This window comes from Burkholderia sp. Leaf177 (assembly GCF_001424345.1).
Taxonomy (GTDB): Bacteria; Pseudomonadota; Gammaproteobacteria; order Burkholderiales; family Burkholderiaceae; genus Caballeronia.
In genome coordinates, this window is the sequence record NZ_LMPF01000023.1 from 675,868 (window position 1) to 695,804 (window position 19,937).

The 19,937-nt window shown below is 59.1% G+C and carries 22 protein-coding genes; 9 read left to right on the top strand and 13 right to left on the bottom strand.

What is annotated here, in order from left to right; genetic code table 11:
- Positions 1 to 92: 92 nt before the first annotated feature.
- Positions 93 to 245 carry a hypothetical protein gene (locus ASG35_RS31640; protein ID WP_156393332.1) on the top strand — a complete coding sequence of 51 codons (153 nt, stop codon included), beginning with the start codon at positions 93 to 95 and terminating at the stop codon, positions 243 to 245.
- A gap of 344 nt (positions 246 to 589) precedes the next feature.
- Positions 590 to 1,429, top strand: coding sequence for a MipA/OmpV family protein (locus ASG35_RS24140; protein WP_235527687.1), 840 nt, complete (start codon positions 590 to 592; stop codon positions 1,427 to 1,429).
- 9 nt (positions 1,430 to 1,438) lie between these two features.
- Here ASG35_RS24140 and ASG35_RS24145 read toward each other — a convergent pair whose 3' ends face one another.
- Together ASG35_RS24145 and ASG35_RS24150 are read right to left on the bottom strand one after the other, a co-directional pair.
- On the bottom strand, positions 1,439 to 2,695 hold the full coding sequence (locus ASG35_RS24145; RefSeq protein ID WP_056363581.1) for an MFS transporter: 1,257 nt from the start codon (positions 2,693 to 2,695) through the stop codon (positions 1,439 to 1,441).
- Between the two features lie 112 nt (positions 2,696 to 2,807).
- Positions 2,808 to 3,410 carry an H-NS histone family protein gene (locus tag ASG35_RS24150; protein WP_056363582.1) on the bottom strand — a complete coding sequence of 201 codons (603 nt, stop codon included), beginning with the start codon at positions 3,408 to 3,410 and terminating at the stop codon, positions 2,808 to 2,810.
- Between the two features lie 380 nt (positions 3,411 to 3,790).
- Between ASG35_RS24150 and ASG35_RS24155 the strand changes: the two genes are divergently transcribed.
- Positions 3,791 to 4,261 (top strand): HU family DNA-binding protein, encoded by a 471-nt coding sequence (locus tag ASG35_RS24155; protein WP_056363583.1) that lies wholly within the window; start codon positions 3,791 to 3,793, stop codon positions 4,259 to 4,261.
- Positions 4,262 to 4,364: 103 nt separating this feature from the next.
- Here the strand turns inward: ASG35_RS24155 and ASG35_RS24160 are convergent, their stop codons facing one another.
- Positions 4,365 to 4,787, bottom strand: a complete 423-nt coding sequence (locus ASG35_RS24160) for a phasin family protein (RefSeq protein WP_056363584.1) — start codon at positions 4,785 to 4,787, stop codon at positions 4,365 to 4,367.
- A 259-nt stretch (positions 4,788 to 5,046) separates the two neighbouring features.
- Here ASG35_RS24160 and ASG35_RS24165 point away from each other — a divergent pair, with 259 nt between their 5' ends.
- On the top strand, positions 5,047 to 5,346 hold the full coding sequence (locus tag ASG35_RS24165) for a hypothetical protein (protein WP_056363585.1): 300 nt from the start codon (positions 5,047 to 5,049) through the stop codon (positions 5,344 to 5,346).
- Positions 5,347 to 5,357: 11 nt separating this feature from the next.
- Here ASG35_RS24165 and ASG35_RS24170 read toward each other — a convergent pair whose 3' ends face one another.
- From ASG35_RS24170 to ASG35_RS24180, 3 genes are all read right to left on the bottom strand, one after another.
- Positions 5,358 to 5,621, bottom strand: coding sequence for a hypothetical protein (locus ASG35_RS24170; RefSeq protein ID WP_235527688.1), 264 nt, complete (start codon positions 5,619 to 5,621; stop codon positions 5,358 to 5,360).
- A 343-nt stretch (positions 5,622 to 5,964) separates the two neighbouring features.
- Positions 5,965 to 8,067 (bottom strand): FUSC family protein, encoded by a 2,103-nt coding sequence (locus ASG35_RS24175; protein ID WP_082508572.1) that lies wholly within the window; start codon positions 8,065 to 8,067, stop codon positions 5,965 to 5,967.
- Between the two features lie 27 nt (positions 8,068 to 8,094).
- Complete coding sequence (locus tag ASG35_RS24180) at positions 8,095 to 8,703, bottom strand: helix-turn-helix domain-containing protein (protein WP_056363587.1); 609 nt, start codon at positions 8,701 to 8,703, stop codon at positions 8,095 to 8,097.
- A gap of 261 nt (positions 8,704 to 8,964) precedes the next feature.
- Here ASG35_RS24180 and ASG35_RS24185 point away from each other — a divergent pair, with 261 nt between their 5' ends.
- Positions 8,965 to 10,137 carry an NAD(P)/FAD-dependent oxidoreductase gene (locus ASG35_RS24185; RefSeq protein ID WP_056363589.1) on the top strand — a complete coding sequence of 391 codons (1,173 nt, stop codon included), beginning with the start codon at positions 8,965 to 8,967 and terminating at the stop codon, positions 10,135 to 10,137.
- A gap of 89 nt (positions 10,138 to 10,226) precedes the next feature.
- Here ASG35_RS24185 and ASG35_RS24190 read toward each other — a convergent pair whose 3' ends face one another.
- Both ASG35_RS24190 and ASG35_RS24195 read right to left on the bottom strand, forming a co-directional pair.
- Complete coding sequence (locus ASG35_RS24190; RefSeq protein WP_056363590.1) at positions 10,227 to 11,069, bottom strand: AraC family transcriptional regulator; 843 nt, start codon at positions 11,067 to 11,069, stop codon at positions 10,227 to 10,229.
- Positions 11,070 to 11,168: 99 nt separating this feature from the next.
- Positions 11,169 to 11,621 carry a DUF2000 domain-containing protein gene (locus ASG35_RS24195; protein ID WP_056363592.1) on the bottom strand — a complete coding sequence of 151 codons (453 nt, stop codon included), beginning with the start codon at positions 11,619 to 11,621 and terminating at the stop codon, positions 11,169 to 11,171.
- Positions 11,622 to 11,959: 338 nt separating this feature from the next.
- On the opposite strand from ASG35_RS24195, the gene ASG35_RS24200 reads away from it, so the two are divergent.
- A complete protein-coding gene (locus ASG35_RS24200) occupies positions 11,960 to 13,273 on the top strand; it encodes a sugar efflux transporter (protein ID WP_056363595.1) in 1,314 nt (437 codons plus the stop codon).
- Between the two features lie 11 nt (positions 13,274 to 13,284).
- Here the strand turns inward: ASG35_RS24200 and ASG35_RS31645 are convergent, their stop codons facing one another.
- From ASG35_RS31645 to ASG35_RS24215, 4 genes are all read right to left on the bottom strand, one after another.
- Complete coding sequence (locus tag ASG35_RS31645) at positions 13,285 to 13,461, bottom strand: hypothetical protein (protein ID WP_156393333.1); 177 nt, start codon at positions 13,459 to 13,461, stop codon at positions 13,285 to 13,287.
- Positions 13,462 to 13,494: 33 nt separating this feature from the next.
- A complete protein-coding gene (locus ASG35_RS24205) occupies positions 13,495 to 14,076 on the bottom strand; it encodes a hypothetical protein (protein WP_056363597.1) in 582 nt (193 codons plus the stop codon).
- 101 nt (positions 14,077 to 14,177) lie between these two features.
- Positions 14,178 to 16,469 carry an FdhF/YdeP family oxidoreductase gene (locus tag ASG35_RS24210; protein WP_056363599.1) on the bottom strand — a complete coding sequence of 764 codons (2,292 nt, stop codon included), beginning with the start codon at positions 16,467 to 16,469 and terminating at the stop codon, positions 14,178 to 14,180.
- A 207-nt stretch (positions 16,470 to 16,676) separates the two neighbouring features.
- Complete coding sequence (locus tag ASG35_RS24215; protein ID WP_056363601.1) at positions 16,677 to 17,174, bottom strand: hypothetical protein; 498 nt, start codon at positions 17,172 to 17,174, stop codon at positions 16,677 to 16,679.
- Between the two features lie 319 nt (positions 17,175 to 17,493).
- Here ASG35_RS24215 and ASG35_RS24220 point away from each other — a divergent pair, with 319 nt between their 5' ends.
- The 3 genes from ASG35_RS24220 to ASG35_RS24230 all read left to right on the top strand — a co-directional run bounded on the left by ASG35_RS24220 (position 17,494) and on the right by ASG35_RS24230 (position 19,245).
- On the top strand, positions 17,494 to 18,189 hold the full coding sequence (locus tag ASG35_RS24220; RefSeq protein ID WP_056363886.1) for a glycosyltransferase: 696 nt from the start codon (positions 17,494 to 17,496) through the stop codon (positions 18,187 to 18,189).
- A gap of 99 nt (positions 18,190 to 18,288) precedes the next feature.
- On the top strand, positions 18,289 to 18,732 hold the full coding sequence (locus ASG35_RS31080; protein WP_082508573.1) for an MbcA/ParS/Xre antitoxin family protein: 444 nt from the start codon (positions 18,289 to 18,291) through the stop codon (positions 18,730 to 18,732).
- A 3-nt stretch (positions 18,733 to 18,735) separates the two neighbouring features.
- Positions 18,736 to 19,245, top strand: coding sequence for an RES family NAD+ phosphorylase (locus tag ASG35_RS24230; RefSeq protein ID WP_056363605.1), 510 nt, complete (start codon positions 18,736 to 18,738; stop codon positions 19,243 to 19,245).
- A 39-nt stretch (positions 19,246 to 19,284) separates the two neighbouring features.
- On the opposite strand, the gene ASG35_RS24235 is transcribed toward ASG35_RS24230, so the two are convergent.
- Positions 19,285 to 19,872 carry a nucleotidyltransferase family protein gene (locus ASG35_RS24235; protein WP_056363887.1) on the bottom strand — a complete coding sequence of 196 codons (588 nt, stop codon included), beginning with the start codon at positions 19,870 to 19,872 and terminating at the stop codon, positions 19,285 to 19,287.
- Positions 19,873 to 19,937 lie beyond the last annotated feature (65 nt).

The window sequence follows — 19,937 nt, forward strand, 5'->3', positions numbered from 1 at the left end:
CGCGGGTGATGTGCTGACCGCGCGTGATGTGCGGCTCACATGGCAGCCATAGGTTGACCATGTGCTAAAAATACTATGCTGGGAGAATCGCCATGTACATCGGCTTGTTGGTCTCGCAAGTGCGGCATCCTCAGGAACGGCTTTCTTATCCCGACGCCGCCGCGCCGTACCACACAGAATCTTCGCCACACGGTTTCTCCGCGTTTTGGGCGAAGATCAAGGGCGTGATCTCGCATCTGGCTTGAAGCGTTTCTGCCGTGACGTGATTCGCTGCGCTCGCCAGAGTGCAGCGTAGGGTTTTGTCGTCTTCATCTTCAGCATCCTTCGCCATCTTATGCAGCGCGTTGACGTGTTCGGCGTCAATTGCGTTCGCTCCACGTTTCTGATATCGGTCGATCCGGTTAGCCGCACCGCGCCGACCTGATGACTTATTCACGCATTGTCAGCGCTCGAATGTGATCGGGTTTCCAATCGCGAAATGAATTCCGCATGAATACGTTTCGCGAAAACCAAACCCCGAGGAAATGAAACGCGATGGACGAGTGCTTCCGGAAAACGGGGTCTTCGATTTCATTCGACAGACCGCTAAATGAATAAGCCAAACAAGCACAACCCGCTCTGGATGTTAAAAAGCCTTCGCGGTCTTTTACTTTTCAGCGGACTGATCGCGGTGCATGCGAGTCAAGCGGCGGCGGTCGATCTTCCGGGCATGCTGCCCAGCATGATCGGCGGCGGCCTGGGTTCCACGACCGACTATGCAGGCGGAAAAGATCGTTTTGTCGGCGCAGTTCCGGGCGTGCGTTATGTCACCGATGGCGGTCGTCTGTTCGAGTTATACGGACCTTACGCGCAGTTCGATCTGGGCGGCATCACCGGATTGCAATATGGTCCGGCCATATCGCTTCGTCTCGGGCGCAATAACGTCGATGACCCCGTTGTTTCGCAAATCCACGAGGTTCACACCACCGTCGAGGGCGGCGGGTTCATCGGCTATGAATATGAGCATCTGGGGAGCGTTCCGTATCGGCTGCGCGGGTCCGTGACCGTCATGACGAACGCAGGCATTGTCTATACAGGAGCGCGCGTCTCGGTCAACGGCAGCTTCTGGATGCCGCTATACCGGCGAGTATTCGCCGGAGCCGGCGTGGGTGCGAGTTGGGTCAGCCAAGGATTTAACGAGGTCTACTTCGGAGTCACGCAAGACGATTCCGCGCGTAGCGGACTGCCGGTTTTCAGCCCATCGGGTGGACTCGAACAAATGACGGGATGGCTCGCTGCAATCTATCAATTCGATAAACACTGGTTCGCCGGCGCGATGATCTATTACCAGCGGATATCGGGCTCGGCAGCGGACAGTCCTATCGTGACCCAGCGCGGCAATCGCAATCAGGTCACGTATGGCGCGGGTATCGCTTACGCGTTCAAATAAAAGCAGCCGCTATTCGAGCTCCACGCCCTTCAACTCGGGGATGAGAAAAAGCGTCGCCAGCATATCGAGAACGTAAATGCCCGCGAGCGATGCAATCGCGACCTGCAACGAATACGACGCCGCCAATCCGCCCACGATGATCGGCCCCAATCCGCCGACCGCTCGTCCGATGTTGAACAACACGTTTTGCGCAGTTGCACGCGCCGCGGTGGGATAGGCCTCGGAGATGAGCGCCCCGTACCCGCCAATCATCCCGTTGATGAACAGGCCCATTAGCGCGCCGGCCCAGAGCATGGCTCCCGGCGTAGACAACGTCGAATAGAAGATCACCATCACGACCGAACCCGCTTGAAACAGCAGGAAAGTGGGCTTGCGGCCAATGCAATCGGCGAGCTGACCGAAAATAAAAACGCCGATCATCATCCCCAATATGGTCACCGACGTCCATAACGCCGACTTGGTGAGGCCGAAGCCCAGCGTCTTCCCGAGGTAGGTCGGCAGCCAGATCATGATGCCGTAGTAACCGAAGCTCTGAACGGAACACAGAATGACGATACCGATGCTTGCGCGCGTGGTGCTGGCATCGGCGACAAGCAGTCTGAAAGCGTTCGGCTTGCGCTCGGATTTCGATGAGTTGCGTACGAACACCTCCGGTTCATGCAGCGAATTGCGGACCATCCACGCGATGATCGCCGGTGCCACGCCGAGCAGGAACATGCCGCGCCAGCCAATGTGCGGCAACAGCAGCGGCGTCAGCAAGGACGCGGCGAGCACGCCCGTCTGCCAGCCCAAGGCCACGTACGAAGACGCCCGTGCCCGATATTTCGCCGGCCACGCTTCCGCAGCCAACGCCATGCCGATACCAAACTCGCCGCCAAGCCCGACGCCCGCGATGGTCCTGTACGCGAGCAAGTCCCAGAAACCCGTTGCAAACGCACATAGCCCCGTGAACACTGCGAACAGCACGATGGTCCATGTCAACACGCGAATCCGGCCATACCGGTCGCTTAGCGAGCCGAACACAATGCCGCCCGCCACCGCGCCGATCAGCGTCCATGTAACCAGTGCACCGGATTGCTGCGTGCTCAGATGCAATTCGAGCGCGATGGCGGGCAGCATGAAGCCGAGGATGAGCAAGTCGAAGCCGTCCATCGCGTAGCCGGTTGCGGACGCGATCAGCGCCTTCCACGCGTTTTTATCGGCGGCGAGCTTGGCGTTCGATGTTATCGGCGCGCGGCTTCCGGATGCCTTTGCATCGGCTTGCATACCAGCTCCATTGGATTCGTTTTGAATTTGAAAGCGCGCTCAAGCGACCGGCAATTCTCTGTTAACAAAAAAACGATGGAGGCCGCTGCCTCCATCGCCTGCTTCTGAATCTTCACTTGGCTGTTGCGCCGCTCGCGGCAATGGTTTTCATCGCACGTTTGCGTGCCGCTTTTTTCGACGGCGCGGTCTTGTTCGATGCCGCGGTTTTCTTCGCAACGCTTTTCTTCGCCACAACTTTCTTCACTGCCTTTTTCACGCCCGCGCGATTGGATGCCAGTGACTTCGCCTTGGCATTTTTGCGCGCGGCGCCCGGCTGGCTGGCAGCGGTATCTGACGCGGCGTCTGCTGCGGCGGCGCCATCTGCAATGAGAAACTTCGTGCGGTCCTTGACTTGGGCAATCCATGCAGGAGCACGTCCGTGTCCGGTCCAGGTTGCGCCCGTCTTCGGATGAAGGTACTTCGGCGCGCTCTTGCCCGGCAGGCTGCCGCCAGCTTTACGCCTTGTTTTCAAGGGTGTTTTCGGTGCGCTGCCTTTAACCGCCTTCGCATTTCGACGGGCCTTCGCTTTCGCCTCGATGTCCTCGGTGGTCAGGCCATGCTCCAGCATGATCTGTCGAATCTGATCGACTGCCGCTTGCATCTTTTTTGCAATCAATGCGTCAGCCTGACTTTGTAGCTTCGAAATTTTTGATCGAAGCTGTTCGATTGTAGGCATAGGGACCTCCTGAAATGGATGTGGCCGCACTATGCCACGCGCGCTTGAATTGCAAAAGTGCCGACGAAGTGGAAGCACGCAACGCCGTCGAATTGCATCGATACGATCGCGTTCGAAGAGTGGGTCGAGAGCACGTCTTTAGCGGTTCATGCATGCGCTTACGCAGCGTTTTGCTATATCCATGTCAATGAAGTGAGGTACAGGTACCCAGTTTCGTGACTTTCATGCAAAAAACCCTTTAATTTATGGTCCGGGATGTTGCGTCTTGAAGGCGGTGTTGTTACGCTGGCGCCCAACCCGAGGATTTGTACCTTTGCGTTAGTCGGTGACGGCGCAAAGGCAAAGGTCTTGGGCAACTTTTGACTATAAGTGAGGAACTCATGGCAACAACCACGAAGAAAACCGCAGCGCCTGCATCGAAGAAAGCAGCAGCGCCCGCGACCAAGAAAGTGACGGCCGCAAGCAAGAAAGCAGCGCCGGTAGCCAAGAAGGCCGCCGCGCCCGCAGCCAAGAAAACAGTCGAGGCTACGCCGCTGAAACCCATCAAGGACTCGTTCACCAAGGCATCGCTGACGGTTCACCTGGCAGAACGCTCGGGCGTCGAACCGAAGGCGGCGAAGGCTTTGCTGGCTGCTCTCGAAGAAACGCTGCTGGCATCGATTCACAAGAAAGGTGCTAAGGAATTCACGTTGCCGGGCCTGCTGAAGGTCGTTGCACAAGACGTGCCGGCGAAGAAGAAGCGCTTCGGCAAGGACCCGTTCACGGGTGAAGACAAGTGGTTCGCAGCGAAGCCGGCGTCGGTGCGCCTGAAGGTGCGTCCGTTGAAGAAGCTGAAGGACGCAGCGCTGTAATTTGAAGTATTGCAGTTGAGTCTTCAGAAGTAACAACGCCCCTCGCGATGAAAATCCGAGGGGCGTTTCTATTACCAGCCTGAACGATGACACTGACAGCGTGTTATTTCGACTGCGCCATCGAAGACTTCAGTTCCTTTGCTGCCTCTTCAATGCGCTTCGTCACGATCGCGTAGGCCTCCGTTTGCGCCTGCTGCGTTTTCTGCGCGATGTCCTGCATGTCGGCCAGCGCCTGATGCAAGGCCTTTTGCACGACTTCCGTGGGATTGCTTGCGGCCTTGGCCGGTGACGTGGCGAACTCCTGCGCGATGGTCTGGAAGTCGCCGAGCGCGCGGCGCAGTATCTCGAGTTGCTTGTCGCGAAGCGCTTCCATGCCGCCGAACGCGACGCGATTTGCGGCCGCCAGCGCTTCTACGTCTTTGCGGCGGGCATCGAGAATGGCCTGGACATCGAATCCTGGGAGCTTGTATTGCTGGAACATTGCGGCAAACTGACTAAACGGGTCGGCGTACTCGGGCTTTGCCATGTGCGTCTCCAATAGGTTTATTCGCGTTCGAAAAACGAGAGCGCTCGCAAGTACAAGACCATCAAGACCATCGGCGCCCAACGCTCGTTCGATATTACAGCGGAACGGCCGTTCCCGAATCCAAGGGAAAACGCGCGGGACGCGTGTGAGCCTGGCGAACGCTGTAATCTAAGGAGACAAATATCCGGGAACGCAGAGCGTTTGCGCGGCTCCTAACGAATGAACGGGATGAAGTTGTCCGGGTGCACGAGCGGAGTAAATGATGAAAGTCGCAGCAAAGTTTTTTATATCGATGCTGATTGTGAGTACGTCGGCAAGTGTTTTTGCGCAGGAAACCGGCAGTCCGGACGATGGCGCAACCTCTTTGCTCAGACCCAATCCGGCTGCAGCGGGAACCGGCGCTGGCAACAATCCGCAGACGAACACAGGCACGATCACGGGCCTGAGCAAGGGATCAGATGGCGTGATCAGCAGCATGAGAGCCAACGGCACGAGGACCACGGAAAGCCCTCTTCTCAGGGCGCCGAACAGAACCGGGACCATGCCCCGCACGCGTTGATCCGGGCATGATCACCTGAACACCAGACCGCGAGCGCCGTCTCGCTGCAGCACGAAATCCTCGAGCAACATGGCGAGATCTTTCTCGTTAGGGCGCGTTCCCCACGTGCTGTATCCCGCGACAGAAGCGATCGCGAACCACGAATGAGGCGGGAACCATTCGGCGACGACAACACCTTCCTCCACGATCCTCAGGCGGCCTGTATCGCGATTGAATTCCGCCGACATCGACATGCCGTCAATTTGCCTGCTTGCCCTGACCGGTTTGCTCAGCATCATGCGCTCCCTGTTGCAGCGTGTTCTATGGCATTGGCGAGATGGATTTCGGATCGAACGGATCCCGAATCTTCGTGCGTAGCGAGCGCGACGATCCAGGCTTTTATTGATGGCATTGAAATTTCCGCACGATAAAAACCATGCGGCGGCAAAGCGGTGCGGGGAGACCGCACCAAATTTCGCCCAAGCGGCTCGTGAGTCGTGGTGCGCGGCGAGAAACGCGCATGACCTCAACATAAGCCGACGATATCCGGCAGGCAATCCCTCTTTTAGGAGGGCATCGACTTATAGGGTTTCAGAGCGGGTACGACAATAGCTGTACGAGATGCCCCACTGAATGCTTTTAAATGCGGCCCGCCTCGCGAAGCAGCCGGCGAAGCAACATGACCTGATTGACGGCATCGGCTTCGAGCAATGACAAACCGTCCTTTGGAAACACCTCTTCCGGATGATGCCGCGGGTCGCCCGCCAACCCGGACTCGATGCTTTCGCCCACGCACCTGATCCAGTCTGCGAGCGGTGCATTCGCCGTAAAGCCCGCACCGAACGAACGTGCCCGCGTTGCAGTTCCCGCTACACGGCGCAGCAGCGCGAGCGCGGTCGAGCCCGTGCGATCCTCGTTCGATGTATCGAGTTTCTCCAGGCGCAAACGCGCGAGCACTTCCTCCGCGTTGTTGCTTGCAAGACCGGCGGCGCGCCTCAAGCGCTCGAGTTCGAGTTCATCGCTTTTCGATCTTCCCAGCGACTCGGCGAGAAATGCAAAGTTCGCCGCGATCGCCTCGATCAACCGCTGATTGAAGCGGGTGGGTTCGCGGCTGGGCCATAGCAAAAACGTCGCGAGCAACGCAACCACGCAGCCGAATACATTGTTCGTAAGCCGCGTGATCGCAAAGCCAATCTCAGCGCCGCCCGGCGCCGCGAAGTCCGCGACGAGCACGAACGTGGGCGTGATGAAAAACACGAAGAGGCTGTAGCTCACCGGCCTGAGCGCCATGGTCGCGCACACGAGCGGGAATACGACGAGCGAGATTGCCACGGGCGAGTGAACGGCAAGCCCGATCGCAGCGGCGAGCAGACCGCCGGCTACGCTCCCTGCCGCGCGCTCGATGCTGCGCGGCCAGCTCGTGGCAATGGACGGCTGCAGGATCAGCAGCGTCGCCATGGTCGCCCAATATCCAAACGGAAGGTGAAGCAGGCGCACCGTCATGAATACGATGGTCGCCGCCACCGCAACACGCGCCGCATGCCGCGCGCCGATGGATTCCGCCGATGCATTCGCCTTCAACGTTTCGAATCCGCGCTTCAAATTCAGCAAGGCCGCATTCCACCAGGACGTCTGCATGATCGGCGCGGGTTCAAGCTCGCTGAAATCGACATCGAACCGAAGCGCGATTTTTTCGCCCAGCGCGGTTTCCAGTTGCTGTGCAAGCGCATGAAGCCGGTCGCGCTGGCGCCATGTCGGCTCCCAGGGTTTATCGGCGAGAGCGCGGGACAGGCGCGAAAGCACTTCAGCGAAGGCTTCCAGTGCGCGTGCGGCGCGTTTCGGATTCGGCAGCCGATGATGACCGCGCTCGCAGGCATCGGTGACGGCAATCAGATACGCGAAGATCTGCTCGCTGTCGGCGAGCGCGAGCAGCAGGTTGTTATAGGTATCGCGCCGATCGGCTTTTGCCGATGGAACCCGCGCCAACACCTTGCGTGTCGTCTCGATCGCAGCGCGCGCCTGCCCGCGATACCGCGACGCATGCGACGCCCATTCCTGGAATCCGGCGCGATCGAGCTTGAGGAGCCGCGCGCTGTCGCTGGACATATCGGCGAGTCGCGCATAGGTCGCGCGCATCGCGGCGCGGCTCGCGCCAAACGGATGGATGCGCCAGACAGTGAAACTGAGCGCGGTCGCGAACAGGCATCCGGCGGCATACAACGCGAGAAACCGGAAGCTCTCGAAAGAGCCGTGAACGGGGCGATCGACCATCACCACGCACGCCGTTGCCGCAAGAATCCCGACTTGCGCCGACGCCGATCCCCATATCCGCGCCAACGCGCCCAGCCCCGAAAACACAAAAACGGCAACGGCGGCGGCAACGATATTCGATCCGGACGCATAAGCGGTCAGCCCGCCGCAAAGGGTGGACAACAATGCGAACGCGCTCATCGATGCAAAGCGCATTCTGTTCGAGCCCGCCGCGTCCGCGAGGCAGGTCCAGAACGCGCCGATTGCCGCCCATGAAAACTCGGGCATGTGGAGCAGGTTGCCGAGCAACAGCATGACCGTGGAGGCAAACGCGGCGCGCAATCCTTCCGATAAATCCGCCTGGCTCACCGCGAACGAGACCATCCAGACAGGACGATTCCGCGCGACGGAGTCGAGCAATCCGGAAGCCGCCTTGCCGTGGCGTCCCGCTACTTTTCTTGATTCACGATGAAGATCTCGCAGGCGCAACATAAGCTCGATGAACGTCCGTGGGTCGCGCTACGTTGAGGAACCGCGCTGCTTTTCGTTGATGATCCACAGCACTTCGGCGTCGTCCGTACTCGTCGATACCGCCGCGTGTCCCGTGCGGCTATCGAAATAAATGCTGTCGCCGGCTTCGAGATGAGTGGGCGCGTAGAGCTCGGAATAGAGACAGACCGCGCCGCTCAGGACGAACAGAAATTCCTCGCCTTCATGCCGGCCCCATTCCTCGAACGCGTCCAGCGAATGCGCGGTGATGCGGATGCGGAATGGGTACATCGCCTTTTGCGCGAGTTCGGTGGCGAGCAATTCCATCTCGTAGCAACCCGCCGTGTGCGGACTTCCCTGACCTTTGCGCGTAACCGCGCGGCGGCCGCCGGCGTTCGCCTTGAGCGCGGAGCCGAACAATTCGCCCAGGTCGATCTTCAATCCGTGGACGATCTTTTGCAGCACGTCGAAGGTCGGCGACATCAAGCCGTTTTCCACCTTCGATAAAGTCGAACGCGATACGCCGCACACGCGGCTTGCGGCTTCGAGGGTCAGGCTTTGCTGGAGACGCGCAGCTTTGACCCGGCGCCCGAGATCAGTTGATGACTGCTCGGCGGGCCTCAAGAGATTTGTATCCATGGATCGCGGAAAGATAAGCGGAACGGCGCGGGTGTTTCCGATAATACCATCGGCTTAATCGCGCTTTATCAAGCCGTCGAGAATGCGTCTGACACGCCGTTTTAGCGGGGTAATCCTATCAATCCTTGCAATATTGCCAACAAAAAAACGGCATAGTATAGTTTCCGAACTTACAAAAGTTTCGTATCGGAAACTTGGTGAGGATCGAATCCGCTAGCCATTCCTCCTTGGTCTTCCCGTCTTTTGCGTCTGGAGCAAGTCGTGAGTTCAAAAGTCGTTATCGTCGGCGGCGGGGTGATCGGCAGTTCGGTTGCCTATTTCCTGCGCGTGTCGGACCCGAGCGTATCGGTTACCGTCATTGAACGCGACACCACTTACGCCCGGTCATCGTCCGCGCTCTCGGCTGCATCCATTCGACAGCAATTTTCCACGCCCTTGTCCGTGCAAATGTCCTTGTATGGGATCGAGTTCTTGCGCGGGATCGGCGAATTGCTCGAGGTCGATGGTGAGAAACCATCCATCGATTTGCATGAAGGCGGCTATTTGTTCCTTGCCACGCCGCCAGGCGAGTCCACGTTGCGTGAGAACCACGCCATGCAAACGAGCCTTGGCGCGGACATTTCCTTGCTCGACAAGACGTCGTTGAGCGCGAAATTTCCGTGGCTGAATACGCACGATCTGGCCGCGGGCGCATACGGCAATTCGGGCGAAGGCTGGTTCGACGGCTACGGCCTCGTGCAGGCGCTCAAGAAGAAAGCGCAGGCGCTCGGCGCGCGTTATGTCCCTGCGAACGTCACGCAAATGGAAATGGCAGGCAACCGTGTGATGAGCGTGAGCACGCATGCGGGCGAGCGCTTCGAATGCGATACCGTGGTCAACGCCGCGGGCCCGTGGGCGCGCGATATTGCGTTGATGATGGAAATCGATATCCCCGTTCGCGCGCGCCGCCGGAGCATTTTCAACGTGTCGTCGCCGGCTCGGCTGAGCGCGTGTCCGCTGCTCATCGATCCGACAGGCGTCTATTTTCGTCCCGAGGGGAAAACATATATTTGCGGCACGTCGCCGGACGCCGGCAACGATCCCGACGACTTGCCGCTGGATCAAGTTGATCACGCCATTTTCGACGACGTCATCTGGCCGACACTTGCGCATCGCGTGCCGGAATTCGAAGCGTTGCGCGTGGAAAATTGCTGGTCAGGTTATTACGAGTACAACGTGCTGGATCAGAACGCGATCATTGGATACCACCCGCAAATCGACAATTGCGTGTTCGCCAACGGCTTCAGCGGTCATGGCCTCCAGCAAGGACCGGCAACCGGGCGCGGTGTCAGCGAATTGATACTCGGTGGAAAGTACGCCTCGCTGGATTTGTCTTCGCTGGGCTGGTCACGGGTTATTGAAAACCGGCCGATCGTAGAGAAGAATGTAGTTTGAATTTTCCTGTTTGAAGACACACGTAGCGTTTCCTTTGGTGAAAACCAATTGCGCCCGGCTCGATGCCGGGTTTTTTTCGTGCGATGGTTTCAAGAAAATGCGGCTTGATACACCTTTGGCGTGACGCCGGTCTGCTGCTTGAATACACGCGTGAAGTGCGATTGATCCGCGAAACCGGTTCGTGCGCCGACTTCGGCTATCGGCCTTCCGCTGCGCAAAAGCGGCATTGCGCTGCGCACGCGTTCCTGCTGCAAGAACGCGTGTGGGCTGAGGCCGGCTTCGCGGACAAAAGCACGTAAAAGCACGAACGGGGTGACATCGAAATCTCTTGCGAGCGTGGATAACGTCAGTCCCGCATGCAAGTCGTCACGCAGCCGATCCTTGACCGCGCGTACGAGCGCCGGTTCATTGCGAACGATGGGCAACGGGCTGACACGTCCCGCGTGCCGCGCATACAAACCGGTGACGGCGGCGGCCAGGACCTCGCTGCGCTTGAACGCATCGTGGTCCACTTCGGAACACCAGTTCACGCCGTAAAGATGCTGCGACAGCGCGGGATCGGCAATGAAAGGGCTGGGCAGGTCGAACCGCTCGCGCTGCGTGATGCCAAGACGTTCGCAATAGGCGCCGAGCGCGGCCGGTTGAACGTGCGCCACGCGCATTTTCCATTGGCCATCGCCAGCGGCGAGACCGGCGTGGACGAGATCGGCATCGATGACAACCACATCGCCGCGACGGCATAGGCGCCGCTGCTGCCCGACTTCGACTGCGAGCACGCCGCCGGTGATGACGGCGAGGCAATGTGTATCGTGAGAATGAGGTGGATAGCGATGGCCAATAAAGCGGCCTTTCAGCATCACGGCGTCCATGACGTCGGGCGCGTGCCAGAGCTTGATCGATTTGATGGATTTGGTGGGCGCGGTTGCGTTCACGAAATGCGGCCTGTGAAAGAGGCGGAAAACGTCATGATATGCGCTGGCTTTCCAGGCTGCAGGAATGCGCGCAAAGCCCGGGCGTCGCTCAAAAAGAAGCTAGGCAAAAAGCGCAAGTCCGCCGACAAGTTTGCCGACCTTTTTCTTCGGTCCGACCAGACCGACCGCGAGATATTCCAGCGACTCGCCCGGCAGCGAACTGACGGCGCTTAGAAAGGCCGCGTAGTCGGTCGTGGTCTGGCCCTGCACGGGAAAGTCCACGACATCGCAATGCGCGAGCGATTTCTGGCGAAGCGCGCTCAATTGCTCGGCTGTGGCCTTGAGCACCGGAATGCCGATAGGAATGAGGCCCGGGTGCGCGGTTCCATCGAGTTCGCGCAGCGCTTCACCGACCAGATGCGTATGCCGCTGGCCGAGCGTGAACGCGACCACGGCGGCGGCGTTCGATGCCTTGCCCGGCGGCAGCGTTTCATCCACGACGATCACACAACGTTCCGGCTCGGCGGGCGCTTGATCCGCGATCGCGGCGATGGTTTCGTTTTGCGCTAACAAAGCATTTCTCCTGAAGTACACGCAGAAACGACAATGCTAGGGAAACGCCCGCGCAAAGTATTGGACGATTTTGCAGGGAGGTAATTTTTATCCGGCAACCGCCGCGTGCGACGAATCGGCTTTGGCAACTAGTAGGTTTTCGCGCATCCATTGCCGCAAGTCGCAAACCGGTTTTAGCTGCAATCCATAAACGTAAGCAAGTTTTGTTTATCGAGAACAATCCCGCAGATGCATTGAAAAAAACCCGCGCGCGTGTTTAAGTGCCCGCTGACGTCTTTTTTCGCGCTCGAGCAGAGCGCCCGAAAACGACGGTCCCCTGGCCGCCAACGTGAAATTCAATGAACGCCGTCTTCAAGACTTTCCTTGCGCTGATCCGTCTCCCCGGTTATGCCGGAATTTCTCTCGCGATGTTTCTTTCGGGCATTGCGTCGTCTTTCGCAGTGCCGTACACGTCGCTGTTCGGCGCAACCGAAGCACATATGACACCGCTGCGCCTCGGCATCTTCATGACGCTGACGGCCGTGAGCAGCGTCGTGGTCAGCGCGTATCTCGGGCGTATCGCGGATAAACGCAGCGATAAAAAACGCATCGTCCTGCTTTCGATTGCGGGATCGGCGCTCGGTTACGCGCTGCTGTGCGTGACGCGTAACTACATTCTGCTGACCATTTTCGGCTGCGTGTTCCTCAGCATCGGCGCGGCCGTGTTTCCGCAATTGTTCACTTTCAGCAAGGCGCGGCTGCACGCGGAAGGCATCGAAAACACCGAATTGCCGATGGCGACGCTGCGCACCACGCTCTCGTGCGCATGGGTGTTCGGGCCGGCGGCCGGGGCGATCGTGCTGGGCGTATCGGGGTTCAACGGGCTGTTTTTATCGGCGGCGGGCGCGTTTGCGGTAGCCGGCGTGATCGTGTTGTTCATGCGCGAGCCGAAGGTCTACGACGCGCTCGAAGCCGGCGATAAAACCAGCAGCGAGATTCCGCAACAGGGAAAGAACGCGCACGTGTACGCGGCGCTCGTGAGTTTCACGCTGATTGGAATGGGATCGGCAATCGCGACCATCATGCTGCCGGTGTTGATCGTGGACCAGTTGCACGGCACGACGGCGCACGTGGCGCAGATGGTCGGCCTCGGCGCGTTCGCCGAAATCCCGATGATGCTGATGCTCGGCGGTGCGTCACGGCGCATCAACAAGGCGAACATGATCGCGTTTGCATCGCTTTCGCATATTGTTTATTTCGCGGGAATCGCAATCGCCCCAAATCTGTGGGTGCTCGTGCCGCTGCAAATCTTGAACGCGGTCGTGGTCGCCGTGACGTCGTGCCTCGGCATGTCGTATTTTCAGGAAATGATGCCCGGCGCGCTGGCCCGCGCGACCACGCTGTTTTTCAACACGATGCGTACAGGTTCAGTCATGGCGGGCGTGGCGTCGGGGTTTGTCGCGGCGACCTGGGGGTATCGCGCGGTATTCGTGTTTTGCGTGATGCTCGCGACGACTGCATCGGTCGTGCTGTTTATCTTCAACTATCAGCGCGGGGCGAAGGTGTTCATCGATCCCATTGCCGATCTCCCGGCCGAACCGGTGATCGATCCGGTTGCGCCTGGAACAGCGCTCGAAGTCGCTGCGCCCGCGCAACCGGTGAACAACGTCTGACGCTCAGATGCTCAGATCGGATGGCCGTCCGGCGGCGCGTCGGGTTGCTGCGGTTCTTCCGGCCGATGCCCCGGTGACGGCGGCGAAAGCGGATCGGCTTCCGGGTCGCGGTTTGGATCGGCGAGGGGATCGGGAATCGGATTGGTCTGCATCCGGTAGCTTGGGTATTGCATTGTCTGCGTGTTCATGGCTCGCCTCGGTGGTTCAATATCGTCCGTGGATCATGCTGCATCCTTGAGCATAGGCGTATGCAGCGTGAAAGGCAGCCCGGGATGCGCCGCGCCTTGCGTATGAAGTTCGGCAAGTGCAGCGCCAACAATGGTCTCGGCGCGCCCGCCAAAAATTACGCGGTCGATGCTTATTAAAGGAGTGCCGCGTTCACGCGCAATACGCGCAACCGCCGATCCTTCAACGCGCTCGCTCAGGATCAGTCTGGCGTTTCCTATCAAGGCTGCCCGGACTTCGGCTGTGATCGCTCCAGCGAGATACAGCGCGCCGGACTGCATCGCGCCGAGAACCGCGCCGGTGGTTTCGGACTCGCAAGCATCGCCGATGATCGCGATTTGCCAGCCGTCGGCGGCGAGAGTGTCGCCAATATCGGCGAATAGCTGACCGTTGCTGGAGGCGCTTGTATCGTGCGGATCGATCAGGACCAGCCGGTCCGGTTCTATGCCATGAAACGCAAGCAGCGCCGCATAGTCGTTCTCGGGATGCACGACGGGTTCGAAAGCGCAGGCGCCCGAAGCGGAGAGCTCGGCGCTTAAGGGTTCGTCGAACGTCGGGAAGGCGGAAGCGGCAAGCATGGGTCGGCTCCGGAGCGTTGATTCAAGCAGATGGACAGTGCGCATGCACTGCGCGCGCCGGGAGCGTGCAGCATGGTTCATGCCTGTTTTCCGATTTACGCTCAAGCAGCGACCTTTCGCAATCGGATCGGAATTGCCTTGGCGGCTGGCACCTTGCTGCGTTTTGCGTGATGCGACAAGGGAATCAGCCGGTTGCATTCAGGGTAGTAGCCCATCACGCAACCTGCCGGAATGTCGTAGGCGTGAACTTGCAGGCCATCCAGTTCGCGCACGACGTCGTCTTTCGCCACCGTGCTGGCCGTTACCGTGTCGTCCTCGGCGAGCCCGAGGCGGATCATGTCGTCCTTGTTCATCAGCAATACATCGCGCGATTTGGTGATGCCGCGAAAGCGGTCGTCGAGGCCATAAACCGTCGTGTTGAACTGGTTGTCGCCGCGCGTGGTCATCAGGCGCAGCGTGCGTTCGCCATCGAATTGCATGTCGGGGTCCTCACCAAATCCTTCCGGGACGATGAAGTTCGCCTTGCCCGTTTTAGTTTTCCACTCACGCTTCGCGGCAGGAAGCGGCCGATGAAACCCGCCCGGCTGCCCCATGCGCTGATTGAATTCCTTGAACTGTTCCGGGTACGTCTGTTCGATAGCGCCGCGCACCAGCCCGTAATCCGCCACCCACGCGTCCCAGTCGATCATCGGATTCGGCGGCAAAATCGCCTTTGCCAGCGCCGCGACTATCGCCGGTTCGGACAGCAAATGTTCGCTCGCTGGCTCGACCATTCCCTTCGATGCATGAATGCAAGCCGTACTGTCCTCCACCGTGACAGTTTGTTCACCGCTGCTTTGGCGATCGACCTCGATGCGCCCAAGGCACGGCAGCAAATAAGCCGCGCGCCCATGAACGATATGACTGCGGTTCAGCTTGGTCGCGATCTGCACGGTCAACGGCAGTTTCTTCCACGCCGGATCGAGCACGCCTTGATCCGGAATCGCGCGCGCGAAGTTACCTCCAAGTCCGATAAACGCATCGATACCGCCGCTCAGCACCGCCTCGCAGGTATCCACGGTCGTCAGTCCCGTCTCCTTCGGCGGCTCGAACTTGTATAGCTCGGCGAGCTTGTCCATGGGCACGAGTTCGGGCTTTTCCGTGATGCCGACCGTGCGTTGTCCCTGCACGTTCGAGTGGCCGCGAATCGGGCAAATCCCGGCGCCTTTCTTGCCGATATTGCCGCCCAGCAGCATCAAATTCGTAAGCATCTGCACGGCGAGCACGCCCTCGCGATGCTGTGTGATGCCCATGCCGTAAAGAATGATCACGGCCTTGGCGCGAGCATATTCGGTCGCGGCCGCTTCCAGCGCGGAACGCGTCAACGCCGATTCCAGCTCGATATCTTTCCAGTCCGCCGCGCGTATTGCATGGGCGAATGCATCGAAGCCATGCGTATGTTCCGCGATAAAACCCGCGTCCAGCACGCGCGGCGTGTTTGCCGCGATGGCTTTATCGTCGGCTTCGATCAGCGCTTTGCAGATTCCGGTGATCGCTGCAATGTCGCCGCCGATCTTCACCTGGTGATATTGCGTGCTGATACAGGTTTGTTCAGTGGAAAGCATTTCCTTCGGCGATTGCGGGTTGGCGAAACTCACCAGACCCCGTTCGCGCAGCGGATTGAACGTGATGATCTGCGCGTTGCGTTTGCGCGCTTCCTGCAGCGGATGAAGCATGCGCGGCGCGTTCGTGCCGGTGTTGTGGCCGAAGAAAAACATGCAGTCGGTGTGATCGAAATCTTCGAGCGTCACGGTCCCAACCGGCACGCCGATGGTCTCGGGCAATGCCACCGACGTACTTTCATGGCACATGTTCGAGCTGTCCGGCAGGTTGTTGCAGCCGTAAAGCCGGGCCATCAGCGCATACATATATGAGGTTTCGAGCGACGCGCGTCCCGACGCGTAAAACACCACGCGTTTCGGATCATAGCCGCGCAGCTTTTCGCCGATTTCATCGAACGCTTGTTGCCATGGGATCGGCAGATAACGATCGGTCTCGGCGTCGTATCGCATGGGTTCGGTCAGCCGTCCTTGCGATTCCAGTTCCATGTCGCTCCACGCTTCGAGCGCGGCGAGCGTGTGGTGATCGAAGAATTCCGGCGTGGCGCGTTTGGTCGTGATTTCCCAGGCCGTGGCTTTTGCACCGTTCTCGCAAAATTCGAACAAATGCGGGTCGGCGGGTTTTGCCCACGAACAACTCACGCACGCAAAGCCGTCCGGTTTGTTCTGCTTGAAAAGGACGCGGGTTCCGCTGGTGGCGACGTGTTCTTTGAGAAGGATCGACGTGACTGCTTTTACCGATCCCCATCCGCCTGCCGGATGGTCGTACTGCTTGATATTGGGTTGCTTGCTCATGCTTCGAAGCTCCGCGGATGGACAAGAAGCGAACGGCTCAAATGCGTTCGCTGGCGGAGTTTCATTCAGCAAGAAACAGGCTCAAGACGGAATCGGAACGGATTTAGAAAACTGAAAGCCGCCGGCCCGCGATTGCGGAGCGGCGGCTTTCAATATTCGATGCAGGTTTTCGCGGCTCGGTTTAATCGTTGGACCCAATCACCAATATCAGGCTTCTCCAGCTTGTTGACCTTCGGGCGCGGGTTTGAATGCATCGGCGCGGCGGCGGATTTCTTCCACTTCTACCGTCACGAAAGTGCGGTTCTCGGCGGCGAGCGCGCTTTGATACGACGCACCTTCCGGCACGCGATGCAGCAACGCGCGCATTTCGCCCTGCGTGGTCTGTTCGACCGGCTCGAAGTTATACAGGCGCAGCATCAGCTCGGCGCGCTCGTGCAGCAGAAACAGGCACGCTGCGAACACCGCCACAGCGACCACTTCCTGCGCGCCGAAGCTGAAATCGTCCGGGATCGGCGAGAACGGCATCGCTGCAACGGCGATCAGTCCAGCGATGGCCAGCACGACCGTCGCGTACAGAAAAAACTTCGCGCGCCCGACAATTCGATCATGTTCCGTCTTGATTTGGACAGCCGTGCGCGGGATGAGCGCCGTATGGCCATGTTTTTGTTCGCGTTGCTGAAGTGCTGAAAGCGGAAGGGCGGCCATGAAGTCGAGTGCCTTGAAGTTCGGTAAGTTTGTCGCCAGGAATTGGCGCTGTCACCGGGTTAACGCCAAGCTTTCAGGAAAGTTGACGGCGGTTACGTGTTGTTTCAGTCGGGTCTCAAAATGTTTCTGCGTTAGCGGTGCGGAATACTGTTTTTCTGTACAGGTTTCGTTCGTCAACTGTGGTTTGTTCATCGATGCAAATCTCTGTTTTTGCTCGGCTTTTATTGGCTGGATCTTCCTTGGGAATGCCTATTGCTGTGGGCCTTTAGCAACTGTCCGGAGCTTGCCGGACAACGGAAAAGCAAACGGAGAGAAGAACATGATTGGCATTGTCATTCCGGCTCATAACGAAGCAGAGCAGATCGGGGCATGTGTCACAGCAGCAAAACGCGCGGCAAGTCATCATCAATTGCTTGGCGAAGAGGTACGCGTGATCGTGGTCGTCGATCATTGCACTGACGAAACGTCAGCTATTGCCCAGTCGCTCGGGGCCGAGGTGATTGCCGTGAACGCGCGCAATGTCGGCATTGCGCGGGCGGAAGGCGCGCGGCGTGCGTTGTCGCTGGGCGCGAGATGGCTTGCTTTCACCGATGCCGACAGTGTCGTCGCCGATGACTGGCTGGTGCGCCAGCTCGATCTCTGCGCCGATGCGGTGTGCGGCGTCATCGCGATTCACGACTGGTCGCCACATTTGTCGGCCATGCGCGAGCATTTCGCGCGCAACTACACGGACGCCGATGACCACCGGCATATTCATGGCGCAAACATGGGGGTGTCGGCGGCGGCTTATTTGCGCGTCGGCGGATTCGCGCCACTGGAACATAGCGAGGACGTCGCGCTGGTCGAGGCGTTGATTGCCGACGGCGCGTCGATTGCATGGAGCGCAGCGCCGCGCGTGGTGACGAGCGCGCGGACGGACTTCAGGGCGCGCAAAGGGTTTGGCGCCACGCTGGTCGATATGAGCCGGCGGTGTTTTTCGGTATCGACGGATGAGGAAGGGGTATTGGCGGCTTGAGGCGGGCGATGCGCGGTGGCGTTAGCCAATTGGTCAGGTTGTGGAGCATGTGCGTTCCCTCTATGCTGTCTTCACATCATTCGAGCAACCTGAAGCATCATGAGCAAACCAGTCACAATTCGTCACGCGCGGGCCTCAACGTTATCTGCATCCACCGTCTCTGCTTCGACCGAACCCAAGCCGAGGTCGAAACCTCTGCATGCGAAGGTCCGGGATACCGCGATAGTAAAATCCATTTCGGAGCGTTCGAGCGTCAACCTACGTGCAGTTGATCTTGACCGCTTGATTTCAGTTGAGGTCACGCGCCAGCTACTGCAATCCGGCGTTGAGGTCCCGGTACCCGACGCTACTAATCCGCAAGTGCGCGAACTTCGCGACTATGCGTACAAAGTTTTCGGCAATACGGCAAAGGGCGATCGCTGGCTACTGAGGCCATCGACAAAACTGAACGGCGTTCGCCCTATCGATCACCTCGACACACCCGAAAACTCAAATGCCGTCTATTCTGCGCTCGATGCCATAGCGTACGGCTTCCCGGTTTAAGTCATGGTTGTGTACCGATTATGTTCGGCGGCGTTTGCAACTCGGCAGTTGGCTCTGGACGGCGAAGGGGCGGCGTTGCATGGTCAGCGCTGGAATGCACGGGGACAGCGGGCAGCATATTTCGCTTCGTCGCGCGCGTTATGTGCCCTTGAGTACCTCGTACACATTGAAGATGTCGCTGGCGTGCCCGACTTGCGAATGTTGCGACTGGAATTGGCGATCCGTCCAGATTCCTTGCACGATTTCAGCAGCGGCAAAGGCTTGCCACACGCCTGGAAAACAGCCGCAGCGCTCGGCCGATGTCAGAAGTTTGGCGACGGTGTTTTGACACAGACTGACTCGCTCGGATTCAAAATTCCGTCCGCCTTGATTCCAGCGGAATGGAACGTTGTATTGAATCCAAACTTCGCGGCGTTTCGGACATCTATTTTGTCGTTTCGCAGCGAGGGTCGTTTCGTCTACGATCCGCGATTTTTCGAACCCGGCCGACAACGATCTGCAATCGCCGATTGATTCGCGCGGAGAATAGTTGAGGTGAAGGGAAACCACACCTCACCGTTCCAGCAAATCCTCTGGAACATCGACATCGCGTAAGATATTCGCGTCTTCCACATCGATCTTTTCCACCGTCTCCGACACGAATAACGCCCGCGCTCCGGCGTCACCATCGAGCGCGCTGAGCGTCTCAAGATGCATTGCGCCGAATCCCGCCGGATGCCCACGCTGCCCGCGATAAAACGGCGCCACGATCGACGCCCCCGCGTCCAGCGATCGCGCAACCGCTTCCACCGTCCCGGGCTCGATCCACGGCATGTCGCCAAGCGTCACGAGCCAGCTTTCCGCCTCCGGCGTTGCGCGCACGGCTGCGGCGAGCGCGGCGCCCATGCCACGTTCGGCATCGATTGAAAACATCACGTTGCATCCCGCCTCGTTCAGCACCTCGGCGAGCTTCTCCGATCCTGGCCGAACCACGGCGAGTACGCTCGATACCGCCGACAGCAACCGCCGCGCGGACTGGAAGACCACAGGCGTGCCGTCGGGAAGCGTGGCAAGTAGTTTGTTGTGAAGGCCACTCGGGTCGAAGCGGGAGCCATAGCCGGCGGCAAGCAGGATGCCGGTAGCGCTCGATGAATAACTCATGGCCGGCGTCCTGACGAAAGGGAAATAGAAACAAGCGTCGATTTTGACAAGCCGCATTGCGCGCG

Coding starts and splice junctions, on each gene's coding strand:
- ASG35_RS24210 (WP_056363599.1), bottom strand. CDS start 16,469: ATGAGCAAGCAACCCAATATCAAGCAGTACGACCATCCGGCAGGCGGA.
- ASG35_RS24140 (WP_235527687.1), top strand. CDS start 590: ATGAATAAGCCAAACAAGCACAACCCGCTCTGGATGTTAAAAAGCCTT.
- ASG35_RS24145 (WP_056363581.1), bottom strand. CDS start 2,695: ATGCAAGCCGATGCAAAGGCATCCGGAAGCCGCGCGCCGATAACATCG.
- ASG35_RS24215 (WP_056363601.1), bottom strand. CDS start 17,174: ATGGCCGCCCTTCCGCTTTCAGCACTTCAGCAACGCGAACAAAAACAT.
- ASG35_RS31645 (WP_156393333.1), bottom strand. CDS start 13,461: ATGAACACGCAGACAATGCAATACCCAAGCTACCGGATGCAGACCAAT.
- ASG35_RS24205 (WP_056363597.1), bottom strand. CDS start 14,076: ATGCTTGCCGCTTCCGCCTTCCCGACGTTCGACGAACCCTTAAGCGCC.
- ASG35_RS24150 (WP_056363582.1), bottom strand. CDS start 3,410: ATGCCTACAATCGAACAGCTTCGATCAAAAATTTCGAAGCTACAAAGT.
- ASG35_RS24165 (WP_056363585.1), top strand. CDS start 5,047: ATGATGAAAGTCGCAGCAAAGTTTTTTATATCGATGCTGATTGTGAGT.
- ASG35_RS31640 (WP_156393332.1), top strand. CDS start 93: ATGTACATCGGCTTGTTGGTCTCGCAAGTGCGGCATCCTCAGGAACGG.
- ASG35_RS31080 (WP_082508573.1), top strand. CDS start 18,289: ATGAGCAAACCAGTCACAATTCGTCACGCGCGGGCCTCAACGTTATCT.
- ASG35_RS24160 (WP_056363584.1), bottom strand. CDS start 4,787: ATGGCAAAGCCCGAGTACGCCGACCCGTTTAGTCAGTTTGCCGCAATG.
- ASG35_RS24220 (WP_056363886.1), top strand. CDS start 17,494: ATGATTGGCATTGTCATTCCGGCTCATAACGAAGCAGAGCAGATCGGG.
- ASG35_RS24180 (WP_056363587.1), bottom strand. CDS start 8,703: ATGGATACAAATCTCTTGAGGCCCGCCGAGCAGTCATCAACTGATCTC.
- ASG35_RS24200 (WP_056363595.1), top strand. CDS start 11,960: ATGAACGCCGTCTTCAAGACTTTCCTTGCGCTGATCCGTCTCCCCGGT.
- ASG35_RS24230 (WP_056363605.1), top strand. CDS start 18,736: ATGGTTGTGTACCGATTATGTTCGGCGGCGTTTGCAACTCGGCAGTTG.
- ASG35_RS24235 (WP_056363887.1), bottom strand. CDS start 19,872: ATGAGTTATTCATCGAGCGCTACCGGCATCCTGCTTGCCGCCGGCTAT.
- ASG35_RS24155 (WP_056363583.1), top strand. CDS start 3,791: ATGGCAACAACCACGAAGAAAACCGCAGCGCCTGCATCGAAGAAAGCA.
- ASG35_RS24170 (WP_235527688.1), bottom strand. CDS start 5,621: ATGCTGAGCAAACCGGTCAGGGCAAGCAGGCAAATTGACGGCATGTCG.
- ASG35_RS24175 (WP_082508572.1), bottom strand. CDS start 8,067: ATGTTGCGCCTGCGAGATCTTCATCGTGAATCAAGAAAAGTAGCGGGA.